This window comes from Vogesella sp. AC12, assembly GCF_024437575.1.
GTDB classification, from domain to species: domain Bacteria; phylum Pseudomonadota; class Gammaproteobacteria; order Burkholderiales; family Chromobacteriaceae; genus Vogesella; species Vogesella indigofera.
Window position 1 is genome coordinate 119684 of the sequence record NZ_JANFNU010000003.1, and the last position, 19806, is coordinate 139489.

Here is a 19806-nt window from a genome sequence, read left to right on the forward strand (position 1 = left end):
ACGGATGCCGCCATGACCGCCTCAGCCACCACCCTGTCGCCCGGCCACAGCCTGCTCGGCCCCGCCCAGATCCTGCTCTCCGCGGTAGCCTTCGGCGCGATGGCGATCTTTGCCAAACAGGCTTACGCCGACGGCGTCAGTACCGGCAGCCTGCTGTTCCTGCGCTTCCTGGTCGCCGGGCTGCTGTTGCTGCCGTGGGTGCTGTGGCGGCGGCTGCCGTGGCCGCGCGGCCGTAGCCTGCTGACGCTGATCGCGATGGGCGCGGTCGGCTACGCCGGCATGTCGGCCTGTTATTTCAATGCGCTGCACTACGCCTCGGCCGGCACCGTGGCGCTGCTGCTGTACCTGTTTCCGGTGATCGTGATCCTGCTCTCCAGCCTGCTCGGCGAGCCGCTGACCCGACGCCGCCTGCTGGCGCTGCTGCTGGCGCTGGGCGGGCTGGCGGTCACCATCGGGCTGGAGTGGTCGACCTCGCTACGCGGCCTGCTGCTGGGGCTGGGCGCGGCGCTGATCTACGCGCTGTACATCCTGGCCGGCAGCCGCCTGCGCGAGCGCGGCCACCCGCTCGCTGCCGCCTGCGTGGTGACGCTGTCGGCGGCACTGTGCAATGGCATCGTGGTCAGCCTGCAGGGGCTGCAGCCACCGGCGAGCGGCAGCGGCGTGCTGGCCATTGCGCTGATCGCGCTGATTTCCACCGTGATTGCCATCACGCTGTTCCTGGCCGGACTGGAAAAAACCGACGCCACCCAGGCCTCGCTGCTATCGACGGTGGAGCCGGTGGTCACCGTGCTGCTGGCGGCGGTGTTCCTGCACGAAGCCGTCACCCTGTCGCAGCTGGCCGGCGGCGCGCTGATCCTGGCGGCGGTGGTGGTGATCAGCCGTGAACGCAAGCCAGCGGAGCTGACACTCACCGAGTGACAGGCGGCCAGTCGACACGGTTTTTCCCGATAGATACGACGGCACCGGTATAATCTGCCGCTGTTTTTCGAATTAGGGTGTCATCGTGTCCGATCGTCTTGCCGTATTGCCGCAATACCTGCTGCCCAAGCAGGCGCTGACCGCCTTTGCCGGCCGGGTTGCCAATGCCCGTGGCGGCGAGCGCACCACGCGGCTGATCCGCTGGTTCGTGCGCCGTTACCAGGTCAACATGGCGGAAGCCGCCAATCCGGACATCGCCAGCTACGACACCTTCAATGCCTTCTTCACCCGCGCGCTGCGCGACGGCGTGCGGCCGCAGGCGGACGCGGCGCTGACCTGCCCGGTGGATGGCGCCATCAGCCAGTTCGGCCACATCGCGCAGGACCAGATCTTCCAGGCCAAGGGCCACCACTACTCCACCACCGCGCTGCTCGGCGGCGACGCCAGCCTGGCGGCACAGTTTGCCGACGGCCAGTTCGCCACCATCTACCTCAGCCCGCGCGACTACCACCGCATCCACATGCCGTGCGACGGCACGCTGCGGCGCATGATCTACGTGCCCGGCGCGCTGTTCTCGGTCAACCCGACCACCGCGCGCGGCGTGCCCGGCCTGTTCGCGCGCAACGAGCGCGTGGTATGCGTGTTCGACACCGCGTTCGGCACTATGGTGCTGACCCTGGTCGGCGCCACCGTGGTCGGCAGCATGGCCACCAGCTGGCACGGCGTGGTCAATCCGCCGCGCCGCAGCGAGGTCACCGAGTGGTCCTATACCGGCCAGCACATCACCCTCAAGCAGGGTGAGGAAATGGGCCGCTTCCTGCTCGGCTCCACCGTGGTGCTTCTGTTCCCGCAGCACAGCATGGCGTTCAACCCGGCCTGGCTGCCGACCAAGCCGGTGCGCCTGGGCGAAGCGATGAGCACGCCGCGCTAAGACGGCCCCGTCCCAATGCAAAACCGCGCGGCGATCACTCGCAGCGCGGTTTTTTCATGCGGCCAACCTTCAGACCACGTCGGGCAGGCGGTGAAAGCTGGATGGCACGTCGTGCTCGTCGCTGAAGCTGACGAACTCCCACGCCTCCGGCGTATCCAGCAGCACGCGCAGCAGCTTGTTGTTGAGCGCATGGCCGGACTTGTGGCCGCTGAAGGCGGCGATCAGCGGATGGCCGACGATGTACAGGTCACCGATGGCATCGAGGATCTTGTGGCGCACGAACTCGTCCGGAAAGCGCAGCCCTTCCGGGTTGAGCACGTACTCGTCGTCGATCACGATGGCATTGTTGAGGTTGCCGCCGCGGCCGAGACCGTGGCTGCGCATGTACTCGACCTCGTGCATGAAGCCGAAGGTGCGCGCGCGGCTGATTTCGTCGATGTAGGAACGGTTGGCGAAATCGATGTGCACCGTCTGCGGCGCACGGTTGAATGCCGGATGGTTGAACTCGATCGACAGCTCGACACTGAAGCCGTCGTGCGGCGCCAGCCGCACCCACTTGTCGCCTTCCACCACCTCGACCACCTGCTTGACGCGGATGAAGCGCTTCGGCTGTGCCTGATCGACGATGCCGGCGCTTTGCAGCAGGAAGATGAACGGCGCGGCGGAGCCATCCATGATGGGCATCTCCGCCGCGGTGACGTCGATCAGCAGGTTATCGATGCCCAGCCCTGCAAAGGCGGACATCAGGTGTTCGATGGTGCCGATACGCACGCCGGTCTCGGAGACCAGCGTCGAGGAGAGGCGCGTATCGTTCACCAGCGAAGGATGCACTTTGACACTGACCGGCTCGGGCAGGTCAGTACGGCGAAACACGATGCCGGTATCGGGCGCCGCCGGGTTCAGGGTCAGTTTCACCCTTTCTCCCGAATGCAGGCCTACGCCGGTCGCGCTGATCGCTTTTTTCAAGGTGCGCTGCAAAATCATCACATGCTTTCAAGCCGTTACAGTGACACCGATTCTAGCACAGCTCACGCTAGTGCTTTATTGATTGACCGGATACCGACTATAGGTCTGCGCTATCAGTCCGCCTGCTTGCGCAGGAAGGCCGGAATGTCGAACGACTCGCTGACCGACGGATCGGAGAAGTCGGCGGCACCGGTGGCACGGCGGTTGCGGCTACGCATCACGGCCGGGGTGTTGCCCAGCTCGTTGTAGTCCACTTCCATCGCGATATTGTCGGTACCGGTCTTCACGATCTTGATGTATTCCGGACGCTCGTCACGGCTGGTCTGCGGCTTCTGGCCGAGGCCGGTCGCGATCAGTGTCACGCGGATGGTGTCTTCCGGCATGTCTTCCACTTCGGCGGTACCGAACTTCACCTGCGCATCATCGTCGGCGTACTGGCGGATGATGGACATGATTTCGCGGTATTCGCTCATCTTCAGACAACCCGGCGCGGTGGAAATGTTCACCAGTACGCCACGGGCACCTTCCAGCGTGATGTTGTCCAGCAGCGGGCTGGCCACGGCCTGTTCGGCGGCGACGCGGGCACGGTCGATGCCGGAGGCAAACGCCGACCCCATCATCGCCAGACCCATCTCGCCCATCACCGCGCGCACGTCGGCAAAGTCGACGTTGATCAGGCCCGGGCAGGTAATCACCTCCGAGATCCCGGCCACGGCGCCCTTGAGCACGTCGTCCGCGGCGCGGAAGGCGTCGCGCATCGACACGTCGTCACCCAGCACGTCCATCAGCTTCTCGTTCGGGATCACGATCAGCGAATCGACGTGCTTCTTCAGCAGCTCGATGCCGTCGTTGGCGACGCGCATGCGCTTGCCTTCGTGGTCGAACGGACGCGTCACCACGCCGACGGTGAGGATGCCCATTTCCTTGGCCACTTCCGCCACCACCGGTGCGGCGCCGGTCCCGGTACCGCCGCCCATGCCGGCGGTCACGAACACCATGTTGGCGCCGCGCAGCATCTCGGCGATGCGTTCGCGGTCTTCCAGCGCGGCGCTGCGGCCAACTTCCGGATTGGCACCGGCACCCAGACCGCGGGTCAGGTTGTTACCCAGCTGCAGCTTCTGCGCGGCCTTGTTGCGCTTCAGCGCCTGGGCATCGGTGTTGGCGCAGATGAATTCCACGCCGTTCACCAGATTGTCGATCATGTTGTCGATGGCGTTGCAGCCGCCACCACCAACACCGATCACCTTGATCACCGCCTCGGAGGCGGTTTCCTGCATTACTTCGAATACCATGCTCATTTTTTCTCTCCTGTTAAAAGATGAGCGAACCCGAGACCCTGGTCATGCTCAGAAATTTCCGGCAAACCAGGCTTTCATTTTTTGAAACATTTGTCCTACGCCGCCATCGTCCACCTTGTGGTGGGCGCGCGGATTCATCTGGTCCTTGCCGTACTGCAACAGGCCGACGCCGGTCGAGAAGCGCGGATTCTTCACCACCTCCGACAAACCGCCGACATACTTCGGCACGCCGATACGCACCGGCATGTGGAACACTTCCTCGGCCAGCTCGACCATGCCCGGCATCAGGCTGGCGCCGCCGGTAATCACCATGCCGGACGACAACACTTCCTCGAAACCGCTGCGGCGCAGCTCCTGCTGCACCAGCTGGAACAGTTCTTCCACCCGCGGCTCGATCACTTCGGCCAGCGTGGCGCGCGACATCTGGCGCGGACCGCGCTCGCCGACGCCCGGCACCTCGATCATCTGCGAGGCATCGGCCAGCGACACCAGCGCCACACCGTGCTGGATCTTGATGTCTTCCGCTTCCTTGGTCGGGGTGCGCAGCGCCATGGCGATGTCGTTGGTGATCTGGTCTCCGGCAATCGGGATCACCGCGGTATGGCGGATGGCACCGTTGGTGTACACCGCGATGTCGGTGGTGCCGCCACCGATGTCGATCAGGCAGACGCCGAGTTCCTTCTCGTCCTCGGACAGCACCGCCATCGCCGACGCCATCGGCTGCAGCACCAGGTCGGACACTTCCAGCCCGCAGCGGCGCACGCACTTGGCCACGTTCTGCGCGGCGGAGACCGCGCCGGTGACGATGTGCACCTTGGCCTCCAGCCGCACGCCGCTCATGCCCAGCGGCTCGCGCACGCCTTCCTGTCCGTCGATGCTGTATTCCTGGGTCAGGATGTGCAGCACCTGGTGATCCGGCGGAATGGTCACCGCGCGCGCGGTTTCGATCACGCGCTCGATGTCCATCGGCGTCACCTCGCGGTCCTTGATCGCCACCATGCCGTGCGAATTGACGCTCTTGATGTGACTGCCGGCGATGCCGGTAAACACCTGGTGGATCTTGCAGTCGGCCATCAGCTCGGCCTCTTCCAGCGCGCGCTGGATCGCCTGCACCGTGGACTCGATGTTGACCACCATGCCGCGCTTCAAGCCGCGCGACGGCACCTGGCCCATGCCGATGATGTTGATCTGGCCCTCTTCCAGCACCTCGGCAACGATCGCGACGATCTTCGAGGTCCCGATATCCAGACCGACCAGCATGTTCTTGCTTTCTTTAGGTTTGCTCACCTGTCGCTCCAACACTCAAAGCTTGTTTGCTGTTGCCGTGCTTGCCGCCTTGTAATCCGGCATCTTCACGGCAAATCCATTGGGGTAACGCAGGTCGATGTACTCGATGCGATACGGCATGGTGGCCAGGCTGCGCGGCCAGTACTCGACAAACCGCGCCAACCGCTCCTTCACCGGGCCACGTCCCAGCTCCAGCATTACCCCGTTATCCAGTTCCATCTTCCAGGCGCGGCGTTCGCTCAACCACAATTGCCGCACTTTCAGCCTGGCCTGAGCCAGTACCGGCCCGAACGTGTGCAGGGCCTGTACCATTTCCTTTTCACTGCCCGCCGGCCCGAACAGCACCGGCAGCGGCTGGTCACTGGCCGCATCGAACCAGCGGCCTTCCTTGCTGATCAACCCGCTTTCGCCCCAGCGCGCCACCGCGACGTGTTCCGCGATGGTGATCTGCAGGCGGTCCGGCCACGTCCGCCTCACCTGCGCCTCGCGCACCCACGGCAGCTTCTCGAACGCACCGCGCGTCTTGTTGATGTCCAGCGTGAAGAAGGTGCCGGACAGCTCGTGCTGCGCGATGTACTTCAACTGCACCGGTGTCACCTTCACGAACTGGCCACCAATCGCGATCCGCTTGACCGGGAACAGCGGCGAGTGCGTCAACCACACCCCGGCGCTGTACAGCAACATCAGCAGCGCGGCCAGCAACAGCATGTTCGCCAGCGCGCGCAGTACCGCATGGTTATCCCACATGAGCTGCCGCCAGCACCTGTACGCACAGATCTTCGTAGGACAGCCCCTCGACCCGCGCCGCCATCGGCACCAGGCTGTGGCTGGTCATGCCCGGATTGGTATTGGCCTCCAGCAAATAAATGCCGCCGGCCTCGTCCATCAGGAAGTCGATGCGCGCCCAGCCACGGCAACCCAGCACGCGGAAAGCCTGCAACGCCAGCTCGCGCGCACGCTGCTCAACGTTGGCCGCAAGGCCGGACGGGCAGCGGTAGACGGTGTCGTCGCGGAAATACTTGGCCTGGTAGTCGTAGTACTCGGTGGCCGGCTCGATCTTGATGGTCGGGTAGGCCTTGCCGTCGATGATGGCGCAGGTGTACTCACCGCCGCCGATGAACTGCTCGGCAATCACGATCTCGTCGTACTGGCGCGCCTCTTCGTACGCCGCCTTCAGGCCGCCGTGTTCCTTCACCTTGGTGACGCCGATGCTGGAGCCTTCGGTGGACGGCTTCACGAAGATCGGCAGGCCGAGGCGGGCCTCGATGGCGTCGAAATCGCTGTCGTCGCTCAGCAGCTCGAAGTCAGGGATCGGCAGGCCGGCGCCCTTCCACAGCAGCTTGGTGCGCCACTTGTCCATGCAGATCGCCGACGCCATCACGCCGCAGCCGGTATAGGGAATGGCCATGCTCTCCAGCGCACCCTGCAGCGTGCCGTCCTCGCCGAACGGGCCGTGCAGGATGTTGAACACGCGTGCAAAGCCCTCTTCCTGCAGCGCTGTCAGCGGTTTTTCCGACGGGTCGAACTTGTGCGCATCGACGCCCTTGCTCTGCAGCGCGGCCAGCACGCCGTTGCCGCTCATCAGCGACACTTCGCGCTCGGCGGAGCTGCCACCCATGATCACTGCCACCTTGCCAAATTGCTTCATCATGTTTCCTTGCTGCCGCGTGAGCTGCACGCGGCCAACCTTGTCCTGGGTTATGCCTTGCTCGCCGCGACCAGCTTGGCCGGGATGCCGCCAATGGAACCGGCGCCCATGGTGATCACCACGTCACCGTCACGCACCATGTCGCTGATCACCTGCGGCATGTCGGCGATCTGCTCGACGAACACCGGCTCCACCTTGCCGCCGACCCGTACCGCCCGCGTCAGCGCGCGGCCGTCGGCAGCCACGATCGGTGCCTCGCCGGCGGCGTACACTTCCGCCAGCAACAGGCAGTCGACACCGTTCAATACCTTGACGAAGTCCTCGAACAGGTCGCGGGTGCGGCTGTAACGGTGCGGCTGGAACGCCAGCACCAGCCGCTTCTGCGGGAAGGCGCCGCGCACCGCGGCCAGCGTCGCCGCCATTTCCACCGGATGGTGGCCGTAGTCGTCGATCAGGGTGTAGCTGCCGCCATCCTTGGCCGGCAGTTCGCCGTAGCGCTGGAAGCGGCGGCCGACACCGGCGAACTCGGCAAGACCACGCTGGATCGCCTCCACCTCGGCACCGCACTCCAGGCCGATGGCGGTAGCCGCCAGCGCGTTGAGCACGTTGTGGCGGCCCGGCATGTTCAGCGTCACCGGGAAGCGCAGGCCGTCGGCCTTGACCACCACGTCGAAGTGCATCTGGCCGGCATCGGCGACCACGTTCTCGGCGTAGACATCGGCGCTGTCGTCCAGACCGTAGGTGGTGACCGGCTTTTTCAGCTGCGGCACGATGCTGCGCACGTGCTCGTCGTCGACGCACAGCACGGCCCGGCCGTAGAACGGCAGGTGGTGGATGAAGTCGACGAAGGCCTGCTTCAGCTTGTCGAAGCTGTGGTCGTAGGTGTCCATGTGGTCGGCGTCGATATTGGTCACCACCGACATCACCGGCTGCAAATAGAGGAAGGAGGCGTCCGATTCGTCGGCCTCGGCCACCAGGTAGTCGCCGCTGCCGAGGCGGGCATTGGTGCCGGCCGCGGTCAGCTTGCCACCGATCACGAAGGTCGGATCAAGGTTGGCCGCACCCAGCACCGACGCGGTCAGGCTGGTGGTGGTGGTCTTGCCGTGGGTACCGGCGATGGCAATGCCCTGCTTGAAGCGCATCAGCTCGGCCAGCATCATCGCGCGCGGGATCACCGGCACGTGCTTGGCCTGGGCTTCCTGCACTTCCGGGTTGTCGGCCTTCACCGCGGTAGAGGTCACCACCACGTCGGCGCCCTTGATATAGGTGGCATCATGGCCAAAGAAGATGCGCGCGCCCTGCTCGGTCAGGCGCTTGGTGGCGGCGTTGTCGGCCATGTCGGAACCGGACACGGTGTAGCCCAGGTTCAGCAGCACCTCGGCGATGCCGCACATGCCGACGCCGCCGATACCGACAAAGTGTATGTGTTTGACGCGATGTTTCATGGTGTCTTCTCTTGCTCGGGCCCCGTTCGGGCCCAGTCCTATTCGGTATCCGCCAGCGCCTGGCACAGGTCAGCCACTTTGGCTGCCGCGGCCGGCTTGGCCAGCGTTCGCGCCTGTTCGGCCATCTGCAGCAGCTGTGGGCGGGTCAGCCCTGCCAGCAGCGCCGCCAGTTGCTGCGGATTCATGTCTTGTTGCGGCAGATGGATGGCCGCGCCATGGGCCGCCATCCACGCCGCGTTGTCGCGCTGGTGCGAGGTGGTGGACACCACCAGCGGCACCAGGATGCTGGGCACGCCGGCGGCGCACAGTTCGCTGATGGTGATCGCGCCGGCACGGCACAGGATCACGTCGCAGTCGGCCAGCAGCGCGGCCATATTGTCGATAAACGGCAGCAGCGTCACGTCGCGGCCAACCTTGAGCCCGGCGCTGGCGTACGCCTGCTGCACCGCGTCGAAATTCTTGTCGCCGGTCTGGTGCGTCAGCAGCGGCCGCGCCTCGGCCGGCAGCAGCGCCAGCGCCTGCGGCAGGGTGTCGTTGAGCACCTTGGCACCCAGGCTGCCACCGACCACCAGCACCCGCAGCGGGCCAGTACGGCCGGCAAAGCGCTCGGCCGGCGGCGTCATCTGCTCGATCTCGGCGCGCACCGGGTTGCCGGTGACCACCGCCTTGTTCAGCCTGGCGGCCTCGCCGTCAAAGCCGCAGGCCAGATGGTCGGCAAACGGCAGCAGCGCCTTGTTGCTCAGCAGCAGGCCGGCGTCGGCATTGACCATCACCAGCGGCTTCCACAGCAGCGCGCCGGCGAGGCCGGTCGGCAGGCACACGTAGCCGCCCATGCCCAGAATCACGTCCGGGCGGTGTTCGAACATCAGCTTCAGGCTGCGCACAAAGGCGGCCCCCAGCTGCAGCACGCCTTTTACCGACCCCAGCAGCCCCTTGCCGCGCACGCCGTGGAACGCCAGCCGGATCAGCGGGATGCCGGTCGGCGGCACCAGCTTGTTTTCCATGCCACGCTCGGTGCCGACCCACAGCACTTGCCAGCCGCGCTGTTGCAGCTCGCGGGCAACAGCGATGCCGGGGACGATGTGTCCACCCGTGCCTGCCGCCATTACCATCACCGTGCGTTTAGTCATCTTTTCTTTCTCAACTCCGGGCCGTAGCCCCTGATTCCGTTCACCTGCGGCCAACGTTGGCCGCAGCGTAATGCTTCAAACCCTGAAGCCTCACTGCCTGTTTTTCCTTCGCCGCTACGCGGCTTTTAAACCTTGAAGCCCCGCATCAAACGCCTGTTTTCATAATCCACCCGCAACAGCACCGCCAGCGAGGCGAGGTTGCACAGCATGGCCGAGCCGCCGAACGACATCAGCGGCAGGGTCAGGCCCTTGGTCGGCAGCAAGCCCATGTTGACGCCGACATTGAAGAAGGTCTGAATCCCCAACCAGATGCCGATACCCTGTGCCACCAGCGACGGGTAATAACGCTCCAGCTTCTTCGCCTCGGTGCCGATATGGAAGGCACGCCGCACGATCCACGCATACAGCCCCAGCACCACGCAGATGCCGATGAAACCGAATTCTTCCGAGATCACCGCCATGATGAAGTCGGTGTGCGCCTCCGGCAGGTAGAACAGCTTCTCGATGCTGCCGCCGAGGCCGACGCCCAGCCACTCGCCACGGCCGATGGCGATCAGCGAGTGCGACAGCTGATAGCCCTTGCCGTACGGGTCTTCCCACGGATCGAGGAAACCCAGCACCCGCTTCACCCGGTACGGCGAGGTCACGATCAGCAAGCCGATCGCCGCCACCGCCATCAGCGCCAGACCGGCAAAGATGCGCAGGTTGATACCGCCGAGGAACACGATGCCCATGGTGATGCTCATCACCACCATCAGCGCGCCGAAGTCCGGCTCCGCCAGCAGCAGGAAGGCCACCACCACGATCGCCATCAGGATCGGCAGGAAACCCTGGCTGAAACTGTGCAGCTTGGCCGCCTTGCGCACGGTGTAGTCGGCAGCGTAGATCACCGCCGCCAGCTTCATCACTTCCGACGGCTGGAAATTCAGCACGATCAGGTTGATCCAGCGCCGCGACCCATTCACCACCCGGCCGATGCCGGGAATCAGCACCAGCACCAGCAGGAAGCCGGCGAACAGGAAAAACTTGCCCGCGTACTGCTGCCACCACGCCATCGGGACCATGAAGGTCAGCGCCGCCGCCGACAGCCCGATCACCATGAACACCATGTGGCGCATCAGGTAGAAGTACGGGCTGTTGGTCGCCGGATCGGCCTCGGCGTTGGCAATCGACGCCGAGAACACCATCACCAGGCTGACCGACAGCAACAGCGCAATCGCCCACATCAGCGCCTCGTCCATCACGGTGATGGCGGTGCTGTGGTGGTAGCGGCTGCGCGCGGCGTGCATCACGATAGACGCTCCGCTTGCAGCTGCGCGACGGTGTCGACAAACACTTGGGCGCGATGCGCGTAATTCTTGAACATGTCGAGGCTGGCGCAGGCCGGCGACAGCAGTACCACGTCACCGGGCTGCGCCAGGCTGGCCGCCTCGCGGGTGGCGTCCTCCAGCGTCTGGCACGCCACCAGCGGCACGCCGCTGTCGGCCAGCGCGGCGCCGATCTGCGGGCCGTCACGGCCGATCAGCACCACCGCGCGGGCGATACGGGCGCAGGCCGGCGCCAGCGGCGCAAAATCCTGGCCCTTGCCGTCGCCGCCGGCGATCAGCACCACCTTTCGGGTCATGCCGTTCAGCGCCGCCTCGGTGGCGCCGACGTTAGTGCCCTTGGAGTCGTCGATGTACATCACGTCGTCGAACTCGGCGACGAACTCGACGCGGTGCGCGAGGCCACGGAAGGTTTTCAGTGCCGGCAGCAGCTGTTCGCGCGCGAGGCCGATCGCCTCGCACAGCGCCAGTGCCGCCAAGGCGTTGGCCGCGTTGTGCAGGCCCTGCAGCGGCATGTCGGCACAGTCGAACACCGCCTGTCCGGCGATGGCCAGCTGGTAACGGCTATCCGTCTGTTGCAATGCGTAATCGGCGTCTTCACGCAGCGAGAACCACGCCACCCGTCGTCCGGCGCGCACCATCGCACGGCAGAACACGTCGTCGCGGTTCAGCACCTGCACGCCGTCACCGTTGAAGATGGCGGTCTTGCTGTGCGCGTAATCGAGCAGGTCGTGGTAGCGATCCAGATGATCTTCGGAGATGTTCAGCACCGTGGCCGCGTCCGCCTGCAGGCTGCGCGTGGTTTCCAGCTGGAAGCTGGACAGCTCCACCACCCACACCTCCGGTGCCCGCCCGGCGGCTTCGCGCGCGGCCAGTGCGTCCAGCACCGGCAGGCCGATATTGCCGCACACCACGGTATCCAGCCCGGCGGCCTCGCACAGGTGGCCGACCAGGCTGGTGACGGTGCTCTTGCCGTTGGAGCCGGTGATGGCGATCACCCGCGCACCACTGACGGCAATGGCGCGTGCCCACAATTCCACGTCGCCGACCACCTCGCCGCCGGCGGCGGCAAAGGCGGCGATGGCCGGGCTGCGGACGCTGACGCCGGGGCTGACCATCAGCATGTCGGCATCGGCAAAGGTAGCGTCGCTGAAGGCGCCCAGACGCAGCGACACCGAGCCAAGGTTGGCCGCAACGGCGGCCGCATTCGGCGGATTGTCGCGGCTGTCCGCCATCGTCACCCGCGCACCGTGCGCCAGCAGCCAGCGGGCGGCGGACACGCCGGTGTCACCGAGGCCGATAACGATGATGTGACGGTTAGCCAGATCCATGGTCAGCTTTCCTTAGCGCAGTTTCAGCGTGGCAAGACCTGCCAGCACCAGCATCATGGTGATGATCCAGAAGCGGACCACCACCTGGGTCTCTTTCCAGCCTTTGAGTTCGTAGTGGTGATGCAGCGGCGCCATGCGGAACACGCGCTTGCCGGTGAGCTTGAACGACGCCACCTGGATCATCACCGACAGCGCCTCGACCACGAACAGGCCGCCCATGATCAGCAGCACGATTTCCTGGCGCACGATCACCGCCACGGTGCCCAGCGCGGCGCCCAGCGCCAGCGCGCCGACGTCGCCCATGAACACCTGTGCCGGGTAGGCGTTGAACCACAGAAAGCCGAGGCAGGCGCCGCAGATGGCGGCGCAGAACACCACCACCTCGTGCGCACCGGGCACGAAGGGCATGCCCAGGTATTTGGAGAACAGCGCGTGGCCGGCGACGTAGGCGAAGATCGCCAGACCGGCAGCCACCATCACCACCGGCAGCGCGGCGAGGCCATCAAGGCCATCAGTGAGGTTGACCGAGTTGGAGGTGCCGACGATGACGAAGTAGGTCAGCACGCAGAAGCCGATGCCGCCCAGCGGATAGATCACGTTCTTGAAGAACGGGATGATGAATTCGGTGGATGCCGGCAGCTTGGCGGTGGTGATCAGGAACACGCCGGCGGCAATGGCGATGGTCGATTGCCACGCCATCTTGAAGCGGGCGGAGACCCCGTTCGGGTCCTTGTACACCACCTTGCGCCAGTCATCGTAGAAACCCAGCGCGCCGGTGCCCAGCGTCACCGCCAGCAGCAGCCACACGTACTGGTTGGACAGGTCGGCCCACAGCAGGGTGGTGACACTCATCGCCAGCAGGATCAGCGTGCCGCCCATGGTCGGGGTGCCGGTCTTCACCAGATGCGTCTGCGGGCCGTCGCTGCGCACCGCCTGGCCGACCTTGAGTTCGGTCAGCTTGGCGATCACCCACGGCCCCAGCCACAGCGAGATCACCAGCGACGTCAGCGCCGCCATCACCGCGCGCAGCGTGACGTAGTTGAGGACGTTGAAAGCCCGGATGTGGTCCTTTAGCAGTTCAGCCAGTAACAGCAGCACGTTTAGCCCTTCCCGTTTTCTTGTTGTTGTGGGGTTACCAGATGGGCAACGACCCGTTCCATGCGCATGAAGCGCGAACCCTTGACCAGCACCGTGCTGGCCGGGGTGACCACGGCATCCAGCCGCGCCAGCAGCGCGTCGATGTCGTCGAAATACTCGGCGCCGGCACCGTAGGCTGCGGCGGCATGCTGCGCCAGCTCACCGAGGCACAGCAGGGTTTCGATGCCTCGTGCGCGGGCGTGGGTGCCGACTTCGGCGTGCAGTTGCGGCGCGGTGTCGCCCAGCTCGCCGATCTGCCCCATCACGAATACGCGCGGTGCCGGATAGGCAGCCAGCACGTCGATACCGGCCTTCATCGAATCCGGATTGGCGTTGTAGCTGTCGTCGATCACGGTGGCACCGCAAGCGGCTGGCTTCAGCTGCAGGCGGCCCTTGACGCCGGCAAAGGCGGCCAGGCCGGCGGCGATGGCGGCCAGCGGCACGTCCAGTGCCAGCGCCACCGCTGCGGCGGCCAGCGCGTTGCGCACATTGTGTTCGCCGGCGGCCGGCAGTTCGATCGCCTGCTCGCCCTGCGGGCAGCACAGCACGAAGCGGCTGCCGGTGGCGCTGGCGACGATGTCGCGGGCGTAGACGTTGGCCGCAGCGGACAAACCAAAGCGCAGTTGGCGATGCTGGCCGGCGGCGGCGGTGAAGATCGCCTGCTGCGCGTCGTCGGCATTGATGATGGCGACACCGTCGGCGCTCAGGCCTTCAAAAATCTCGCTCTTGGCGCGGGCGATGTCGGCGGTGCTGTCGAAGCCGCCGCCCAGATGCGCGCGCATGGCATTGTTGACCAGCGCCACCTGTGGCCGGGTCAGGCCGCTCAGGTAGCGGATCTCGCCAAAGTGGTTCATGCCCATCTCGATCACCGCGTAGCGGTGCGCCGGGCGCAACGCCAGCAGCGTCAGCGGCAGGCCGATGTCGTTGTTGAAGTTGCCGGCAGTGGCGTGCACTGCGGCGTTGCCGGCATGGGCGCGCAGGATGGCGGCCACCATCTCCTTGACCGTGGTCTTGCCGTTGGAACCGGTGATGCCGATGCGCTTCACGTCCAGCCGCGCGCACCAGGCGGCGGCCAAGGTGCCCAGCGCCAGCCGGGTGTCGTCGACACGGATCACGCTGCCGCCAGCCGGCGCAAAGTCGCGGCGCACCAGCGCAAACGCGCCCTTGGCCAGTACCTCGGCCACGAAGTCATGCGCGTCGAAGTTGTCACCCTTCAGCGCCACGAACAGGTCGCCGGCCTGCACCGCGCGGCTGTCGGTGACCACGCGCTGGAACACGGCGTCGCTGCCGGCCAGTTCGCCGGACAACAGGCGAGCGGCGTCAGACAGCGGCAGCATCGTTGGCCCCCCAGGCGGTGAGCGCGTCTTCGGCAACGCGGAAATCGGAGAACGGCTGCTTCACGCCGGCGATGTCCTGGTATTCCTCGTGGCCCTTGCCGGCGATCAGGATTACGTCGCCGACGCGGGCATTGGCCACCGCCCAGTGGATGGCGGCGGCGCGGTCGATTTCGACATGGCCCGGTGCCTGCATGCCGGCGACGATGTCGGCGACGATGGCCGCCGGCGCTTCGCTGCGCGGGTTGTCGCTGGTCACCACCGCCACGTCGGCGATGCGCTCGGCGATCTCGCCCATCAGTGGCCGCTTGCCCTTGTCGCGATCACCACCGCAACCGAACACGCAGAACAGCTTGCCGCCGGCAGGGCGGATCTCGGCCAGGGTGGCCAAGGCCTTTTCCAGCGCGTCCGGCGTGTGTGCGTAGTCGACCACCACCAGCGGCTCCAGGCTGCTGCCAATGCGCTGCATGCGACCGCGTGCCGGCTGGATCTTGCCCAGCACGCGCACCGCGTCGTCGAGGGTCACGCCGTTGGCGCACAGCACCGCCAGGCAGGCCAGCATGTTGGCCGCATTGAAGCGGCCCAGCAGCGGGCTCTTGATCTCGGCATCGCCCCACGGCGTGGTGACGGAGAGCTGCAGGCCATCAAGGTTGGCCGCAAGGCTCAGCGGGCGCACGTCGCCCTGCTCCAGGCCGTAGCTGATGACACGGGTGCGGCTTTGGTCAATTTCGCTCGCCAGCTGGCGACCGAAGGCGTCGTCGACATTGATCACCGCGTGCTGCAGCCCCTGCCAGTGGAACAGCTTGGCCTTGGAGGCGCCGTACTCGGCCATGGTGCCGTGGTAATCAAGGTGGTCGCGGGTCAGGTTGGTGAACACCGCGCTGCGGAAGCTGACGCCATTGACGCGGAACTGGTCGAGGCCGTGGCTGGACACCTCCATCGACACCATGTGCGCGCCCTGGCGACGGTATTCCGCCAGCTTCTGCTGCACGGTGATCGGGTCGGGGGTGGTGTGGGTGGTTTCGGTCAGCGCGCCGTAAAAGCCGTTGCCGACGGTGCCGATCAGCGCCGCCTTCTCGCCCAGCAGCGCGTAGGCCTGCGCCAGCCAGTGCGAGATCGAGGTCTTGCCGTTGGTGCCGGTAATGCCGATTACCGCCATGTCCCGGCTGGGGTAGCCGTAGACGTGGGCGGCGACGATGCCGGCGCGCTCGCGCAGCTGCGGCACCGCCAGATTGGGTACCTGCCACGCCGGGTTCCAGACGAAGCCGTCGGCGTCATCCCACAGCACCGCGGCGGCGCCCTTTTCCAGCGCGGCGGCGATGAAGTCGCGGCCGTCGCTGTACTCGCCACGGCAGGCGAGGAACACGTCACCGGGGAACACGCGGCGGCTGTCCGCCTCGACGCGGGAAATGGCGACGCCCAAACCCTGCAACACGGCAGGGTCCCAGTCAGGCAAGTCGATCAAGCTTGTTTTCATGTTTCTTCCCGCACTTCCGAAATCTGGTGTTCCGGAATCAATGTATTGTTGGAGGGAGCATCCGGCTCGACCCCCAGAATTCGCAAACTGCCGGCCATGATGTTGGAAAACGCCGGCCCGGCCACCGCACCACCGTAGTAGGCACCGGCACCCGGTTCATCAATCATCATCGCCACGATCAGCCGTGGCGTGGTCGCCGGCGCAAAGCCGACAAACAGGCCGATGTGCTTGTTGGCCGCATAGGCGCCACCGACCAGCTTGCGCGCGGTACCGGACTTGCCGCCAACGTGGTAGCCCAGCACCTGGGCGCGCACCGCGGTACCGCCTTCTTCCGTCACCGTCACCATCATGTCGCGCATCTTTTTCGCGGTGTCCGGCTTGATCAGGCTCTTGCCCGGCAACGGTGCACCGAGGCGGGTAAACGACACCGGCAACAACGCGCCGCGGTTGGTAAACACCGTGTACGAACGCGCCAGCTGCAACAGGCTGACCGAGACGCCATAACCGAACGACATGGTGGCCTGCTCGATCGGGCGCCAGTTCTGCCAGTCGCGCAGGCGGCCGGCACTTTCACCCGGAAAACCGGTTTGCGGGCTTTGCCCGAAGCCGGCCTGCCGGTAAAACGTCCACATATCCTCCGGCGAGAACATCGCCGCCATCTTCGACGAACCGACGTTCGACGACTTCTGGATGATCTGCGTCACCGTCATCGCCGGCTTCGGATGCGTATCGCGCACCGTGGCCGGACCGATGCGGTAGGTCTGGGTGTCGAACACCGTGTCCGGCGTCACCTTGCCGGCATCCAGCGCCATCGCGATCGGGAACGGCTTCATGGTCGAGCCGGGCTCGAACATGTCCACCACCGCGCGGTTGCGCCGCATTTCCGGCTCCAGCACCGCACGGTTGTTCGGGTTGTACGACGGGGTGTTGGCCAGCGCCAGCACCTCGCCGGTGCGGGCATCCAGTACCACCACCCCGCCGGCTTTCGCCTTGTTTACTTCCATCGCCGCCTTCAGCTCGCGGTAGGCGAGGTACTGAATGCGCTTGTCGATCGACAGCTGCAGCGTCTGGCCGTCACGCGGCGGCTCGATCACCGCCAGGTCTTCCACGATGTGGCCGCGACGGTCCTTCAGCACCGTGCGACTGCCGTGCTTGCCGGCAAGCATCTTTTCGCGCGTCAGCTCGAAACCTTCCTGCCCCTTGCCGTCCACGCCGGTAAAGCCGACCACGTGGGCCAGCATCTCGCCAGCCGGGTAGTAGCGGCGGAATTCCTGCTGCTTCGCCACCCCCGGAATCTCCAGCGCCATCACCTGCTGCGCCAGCGCCGGACTGATCTGGCGCTTGAGGTAGACGAACTCGCGCTTGTTGTCCGACAGCTTGCGCTTCACTTCGTCCAGCGGCATTTCCAGCAGCCGCGCCAGCTGCTGCAGCTTGGCGGCCGGCACCGTGCCCAGCTCCATGTCGACCGGGCTGGCCCAGATCGACTGCACCGGGGTGCTGATCGCCAGCGGCTCGCCATTGCGATCGGTAATCTCGCCGCGGTTGGCCTCCAGCAGCAGCGTGCGGCGGAAGCGCGCATCGCCCTGGTTCTGCAGGAAGTCCTGCTGCACCACCTGCAGGTAGATCGCCCGTGCCAGCAAGGCCAGCAGCAGCGCGCCCAGCAGCAGCAGCACCACGGTGACCCGTCCCGGCGCCAGCCGCATCGCCGGCTTCAGGTTCTGCTGGTAGCGCGGCGTGTACACCCGGCTCATCGCACGCCCTCAGGCGTGATCACGTGCACCTGGCGCTGGCTCGGCGTCAGCATCTGCAGCCGCGCGGCGGCGGTCTTCTCGATCAGCGCATGCGCGCCCCAGGTGCTCTGTTCCAGCGTCAACTGCCCGTACTCCACATCCAGCTGGCGTGCCAGCTTTTGTTCTTTTTCCAGCTCGTAGTACAGCTTGCGTGCCACGTGGGTGGAACTCACTACCGACATCGCACACAGGACCAACAGCAGCAGCAGTACCGCATTCAGCTTGTTAAGGCTCACTCTGTGCCCTGCCACTGCCCGCCGATACGCTGCGCCACGCGCATGATCGCGCTACGCGAACGCGGGTTGGCGGCCACTTCCGCCTCGCTGCAGCGGATCGCCTTGCCCACCGGCTTGATCGCCGCCTCGGGGATGTCGCAGGCACGCACCGGTACCCACGACGGCAGCTTGTCGGTGGTGCTGGCATCGCGAATGAAGTTCTTCACGATGCGGTCTTCCAGCGAGTGGAAGCTGATCACCGCCAGGCGACCGCCTGCGGCCAACCTTGCCACCGTTTGCGGCAGGATTTCCTTCAGCTCGTCCAGCTCGCGGTTGATGTAGATCCGGATCGCCTGGAAGGTTCGCGTCGCGGGGTCCTGACCTTGTTCGCGAGTACGGACGTTTTTCCCAACGAGCACAGCGAGCTCACGCGTCGTTTCGAGGGGACGTTCAGCCCTGTGCGCAACAATGGCTGCTGCGATCTTGCGAGCAAACCGCTCTTCACCATAAGTCTTGATAACCTCTGCAATATCCGCCTCGTCAGCCGTGGCCAGCCACTGCGCGGCCGTCTGGCCGCGGGTGGTGTCCATGCGCATGTCCAGCGGCGCGTCAAAACGGAAGCTGAAACCGCGGCGTCCGTCGTCAATTTGCGGGGACGAAATCCCCAGATCCATCAGCACGCCGTCGACCTGGGCCACGCCCAGCGCGTCCAGCTCGGCGGCAAAGGCGGCAAAGCCGTTGTGCACGATGGTAAAGCGGGCATCGCTGGCCGCCAGTGCGGTGGCGACCGCAATCGCCTCCGGGTCCTTGTCGAAGGCGATCAGCCGGCCCGTCGGGCCCAGCTGCGACAAAATCAAGCGACTGTGGCCGCCGCGCCCGAAGGTGCAATCAACGTAAACGCCATCCTTGCGGATGGCGAGCGCCTCTACGGCTTCGTCGAGCAGCACCGTGCGGTGAACAAAAACTGCGTCGGTCAAAGTGTAAAATCTCCAAGGTGCTGCGCCAGGTCGGCCGGATCCAACGCCAGGGCAGCATTGGTCTGCGCGTCCCATTCGACGGCATCCCACAATTCAAATCGGTTACCCATACCCACCAGCGCCACTTCCTTGTCCAGCTTGACCAGCTCGCGCAGCCGCGCCGGCAGCAGGATGCGGCCGGCGGCATCCATCTCCAGCAGGTCGGCGTGGCCGAGCATCAGGCGCTGGTAGCGCTTCAGGGCCGGGTTGGCGGCCGGCAGCTTCAGCAAGCGCTCTTCTACCGGTTTCCAGTTGGCTTCGGGGTACAACAGCAGGTGCTCGGACGATTCCAGCGTGATTACCAGGCGATGACCGAACGCGGACAACAGTGTCTCCCGGTGCTTGGCCGGAATGGCCAGACGCCCCTTGCTGTCGAGAGAGACAAGACTTACGCCGCCGATCATTTTGTTGTCACATCACCTGAAATTAATGCGCTGACACTCCACAATTACCCACATTGCCCCACTTTTCGCCACTATAGGGAAACGACATCAGCCGGTCAATATTGATTTGTGGCATTTCGCCTTTCGCGACAAAGACTTAGGGCAGGTCAAAGCG

At 65.4% G+C, this 19806-nt stretch carries 18 protein-coding genes; 2 read left to right on the forward strand and 16 right to left on the reverse strand.

Annotated features, from left to right (window positions below):
* The first annotated feature begins 12 nt into the window (after positions 1-12).
* Together NOM55_RS06920 and asd are read left to right on the forward strand one after the other, a co-directional pair.
* Positions 13-918 carry a DMT family transporter gene (locus tag NOM55_RS06920; protein WP_120810227.1) on the forward strand — a complete coding sequence of 302 codons (906 nt, stop codon included), beginning with the start codon at positions 13-15 and terminating at the stop codon, positions 916-918.
* Between the two features lie 85 nt (positions 919-1003).
* Positions 1004-1849 (forward strand): archaetidylserine decarboxylase, encoded by an 846-nt coding sequence (asd, locus tag NOM55_RS06925; protein WP_120810228.1) that lies wholly within the window; start codon positions 1004-1006, stop codon positions 1847-1849.
* Between the two features lie 69 nt (positions 1850-1918).
* Here the strand turns inward: asd and lpxC are convergent, their stop codons facing one another.
* From lpxC to mraZ, 16 genes are all read right to left on the reverse strand, one after another.
* Positions 1919-2830, reverse strand: a complete 912-nt coding sequence (gene lpxC / locus NOM55_RS06930) for a UDP-3-O-acyl-N-acetylglucosamine deacetylase (protein WP_255908176.1) — start codon at positions 2828-2830, stop codon at positions 1919-1921.
* 98 nt (positions 2831-2928) lie between these two features.
* Positions 2929-4113, reverse strand: a complete 1185-nt coding sequence (gene ftsZ, locus NOM55_RS06935) for a cell division protein FtsZ (protein ID WP_047965934.1) — start codon at positions 4111-4113, stop codon at positions 2929-2931.
* Between the two features lie 48 nt (positions 4114-4161).
* Complete coding sequence (gene ftsA, locus NOM55_RS06940) at positions 4162-5373, reverse strand: cell division protein FtsA (RefSeq protein ID WP_202902695.1); 1212 nt, start codon at positions 5371-5373, stop codon at positions 4162-4164.
* A gap of 42 nt (positions 5374-5415) precedes the next feature.
* Positions 5416-6147 carry a cell division protein FtsQ/DivIB gene (locus NOM55_RS06945; RefSeq protein ID WP_255908006.1) on the reverse strand — a complete coding sequence of 244 codons (732 nt, stop codon included), beginning with the start codon at positions 6145-6147 and terminating at the stop codon, positions 5416-5418.
* Positions 6137-7048, reverse strand: a complete 912-nt coding sequence (locus tag NOM55_RS06950; protein WP_255908177.1) for a D-alanine--D-alanine ligase — start codon at positions 7046-7048, stop codon at positions 6137-6139. Before NOM55_RS06950 ends, NOM55_RS06945 begins: the two co-directional genes overlap by 11 nt.
* A gap of 50 nt (positions 7049-7098) precedes the next feature.
* Positions 7099-8493, reverse strand: a complete 1395-nt coding sequence (gene murC / locus NOM55_RS06955) for a UDP-N-acetylmuramate--L-alanine ligase (RefSeq protein ID WP_047965932.1) — start codon at positions 8491-8493, stop codon at positions 7099-7101.
* A 38-nt stretch (positions 8494-8531) separates the two neighbouring features.
* On the reverse strand, positions 8532-9623 hold the full coding sequence (gene murG, locus NOM55_RS06960) for an undecaprenyldiphospho-muramoylpentapeptide beta-N-acetylglucosaminyltransferase (protein WP_255908007.1): 1092 nt from the start codon (positions 9621-9623) through the stop codon (positions 8532-8534).
* Positions 9624-9748: 125 nt separating this feature from the next.
* Positions 9749-10912, reverse strand: coding sequence for a putative lipid II flippase FtsW (gene ftsW / locus NOM55_RS06965; protein WP_255908178.1), 1164 nt, complete (start codon positions 10910-10912; stop codon positions 9749-9751).
* The gene (gene murD, locus NOM55_RS06970) at positions 10912-12279 is read right to left on the reverse strand and encodes a UDP-N-acetylmuramoyl-L-alanine--D-glutamate ligase (RefSeq protein WP_255908008.1); all 1368 of its coding nucleotides are present in this window, start codon (positions 12277-12279) and stop codon (positions 10912-10914) included. Before murD ends, ftsW begins: the two co-directional genes overlap by 1 nt.
* Before the next feature lie 12 nt (positions 12280-12291).
* Positions 12292-13374: a phospho-N-acetylmuramoyl-pentapeptide-transferase gene (gene mraY, locus NOM55_RS06975; RefSeq protein WP_305118873.1), complete on the reverse strand. Its 1083-nt coding sequence runs from the start codon at positions 13372-13374 to the stop codon at positions 12292-12294.
* A 5-nt stretch (positions 13375-13379) separates the two neighbouring features.
* Positions 13380-14753: a UDP-N-acetylmuramoyl-tripeptide--D-alanyl-D-alanine ligase gene (murF, locus tag NOM55_RS06980; RefSeq protein WP_255908009.1), complete on the reverse strand. Its 1374-nt coding sequence runs from the start codon at positions 14751-14753 to the stop codon at positions 13380-13382.
* Positions 14737-16227 (reverse strand): UDP-N-acetylmuramoyl-L-alanyl-D-glutamate--2,6-diaminopimelate ligase, encoded by a 1491-nt coding sequence (locus tag NOM55_RS06985; RefSeq protein ID WP_255908010.1) that lies wholly within the window; start codon positions 16225-16227, stop codon positions 14737-14739. The genes murF and NOM55_RS06985 overlap by 17 nt, the downstream gene beginning before the upstream one ends.
* Complete coding sequence (locus tag NOM55_RS06990; RefSeq protein ID WP_047965925.1) at positions 16224-17978, reverse strand: penicillin-binding protein 2; 1755 nt, start codon at positions 17976-17978, stop codon at positions 16224-16226. The genes NOM55_RS06985 and NOM55_RS06990 overlap by 4 nt, the downstream gene beginning before the upstream one ends.
* Positions 17975-18253 (reverse strand): cell division protein FtsL, encoded by a 279-nt coding sequence (gene ftsL, locus NOM55_RS06995; RefSeq protein WP_255908011.1) that lies wholly within the window; start codon positions 18251-18253, stop codon positions 17975-17977. The genes NOM55_RS06990 and ftsL overlap by 4 nt, the downstream gene beginning before the upstream one ends.
* Positions 18250-19209: a 16S rRNA (cytosine(1402)-N(4))-methyltransferase RsmH gene (gene rsmH, locus NOM55_RS07000; protein WP_120810237.1), complete on the reverse strand. Its 960-nt coding sequence runs from the start codon at positions 19207-19209 to the stop codon at positions 18250-18252. The genes ftsL and rsmH overlap by 4 nt, the downstream gene beginning before the upstream one ends.
* Complete coding sequence (gene mraZ / locus NOM55_RS07005) at positions 19206-19652, reverse strand: division/cell wall cluster transcriptional repressor MraZ (protein ID WP_047965923.1); 447 nt, start codon at positions 19650-19652, stop codon at positions 19206-19208. Before mraZ ends, rsmH begins: the two co-directional genes overlap by 4 nt.
* Positions 19653-19806: the final 154 nt, after the last annotated feature.